Source organism: Cryobacterium sp. MDB2-A-1 (assembly GCF_004402675.1).
GTDB lineage: Bacteria > Actinomycetota > Actinomycetes > Actinomycetales > Microbacteriaceae > Cryobacterium > Cryobacterium glucosi.
Genome location: NZ_SOFK01000054.1, coordinates 1 through 1,619 on the forward strand (window position 1 = coordinate 1; position 1,619 = coordinate 1,619).

General features: G+C 66.6%; 1 protein-coding gene and 1 pseudogene. Both read left to right on the forward strand.

Going from position 1 to position 1,619, the window contains the following annotated elements; all coding sequences use genetic code 11:
- Positions 1-760: pseudogene (locus E3O39_RS19110) on the forward strand (IS21 family transposase); the annotation flags it as partial.
- Complete coding sequence (locus E3O39_RS18445) at positions 757-1,506, forward strand: ATP-binding protein (RefSeq protein WP_134449084.1); 750 nt, start codon at positions 757-759, stop codon at positions 1,504-1,506. The pseudogene E3O39_RS19110 and the gene E3O39_RS18445, both read left to right, overlap by 4 nt.
- Positions 1,507-1,619: the final 113 nt, after the last annotated feature.

A 1,619-nucleotide genomic window follows, 5' to 3' on the forward strand; every position in this document is an offset into this window, starting at 1 on the left:
GACCTGGGTCATCGCCGGTTTGAGGAAGGAGACGTTCACCTCGCTGGCTCAACTGCGCCTGCGAATCCGGGAACAGATGGACGCCTATAACCGGGAGCCGTTCCAGAAACGCGTCGGGTCCCGCCTCAGCGTATTCACCGCCGAGGAGAAGCCGCTGCTGCAGGCGCTGCCGGCGGTCCCGTTCGAGATCAGCACCTGGTCCTACAAACGGAAGGTCAACGCCAACGCCCATGTGGTCTGGGCGCGGAACTTCTACTCCGTCCCCTTCAGCCATATCGGCGCGCTGGTGGACCTTCGTGTCACCGAAACGATGCTGGAGGTCTATCGGCGCGACGAACGGTTGGCCAGCCATTTGCTATTACCGGCAACGACGAGCAACCAGTATCGGACGAACCAGGCCGACCTGCCCGAGGGGCGCAGCTTCCAGGCCTGGGACCGGGCCCGGATCGAGGAGTGGGCGGCGCGGATCGGGCCGGCGACCGTGACGGTGACGGCCAAGATCTTCGAGACGGTGTTCATCGACGAGGCCGGCTTCGACGCGGCGCTGGCGGTGCTGCGGCTGTCGCGCAAGTTCCCTCCGGCGCGGCTCGAGGCCGCCTGCGCGTTGGCGCTGCGCGGACCAGTCCGCTCTCCCCGCTACGCGCACCTGAGACCGATCCTCGACACCGGGCAGGACAAGACCGGACAGGCCCCCGAGCCGGAATCGGATGATGGCGGCTATGTCCGTGGCAGCGCCTACTACGCCGGAGGGAACCGGTGAGCGCGCTGGATGGGGAGACCAAACGCAAGCTGCGCGAGATGAACGCCGGCGAGCTGCTGCAGGCCATCGACACCCAGGACGAGGTCCTCAGCATCGGCCTGGCATTCGAGGACCGGGTCCGGCTGGCCGTCGACGACGCCTACTCCGCCTTCACCCATTCCAAGGTTGATGGCCTGATCCGGCGGGCGGGACTGCGGTATCCGAACGCGGATCTGCGGCGCATCGACCTGCTCGACGAGCGCGGCCTCAACCGGCAACTGTTGGCCCAGCTCGGGACCTGCTCGTTCGTCGCCCGGCAGCAGAACGTCGTCTTCCAAGGGTTCACCGGGTCGGGGAAGTCGTATCTGGGCTGCGCGATCGCCAAACGGGCCTGCGAGCACCGGATCCGCGCCCACTACGTCCGGATGCCCGACCTCGAGGAGGCCTGGGTCGCCGCCCAGGACGCCACCGGCGGCGCTGGGAAGTTCCTCCGGAAGTATGCCGCGTTCACGCTGCTGGTCATCGACGAGTGGCTGCTCGACCGGCCGACGGAGTCGATGCGGACGATGCTGCTGGAGTTGATGGAGCGTCGTTACGGCGAGACGTCGACGGTGTTCTGCACTCAGTATCAGCAGAAGGACTGGCACCAGCGCCTCGGCGCTGGCGTCCACGCTGACGCGATCATGGACCGCATCATCCACAACACCACCTGGGTCGACACCGGCACCTACAACATGAGAGAACAAGCCGCCCTCGCGACCGCGTAATCCGTGACGAGGAGCACCGGTGGTGCTGAGCCACACCACCACTGGGGCTCTTCCGCACGAACGGTGGGGCTCAACCGCGCGATCGGGTGGGGCTCAGAGGGTCGAATACTCAC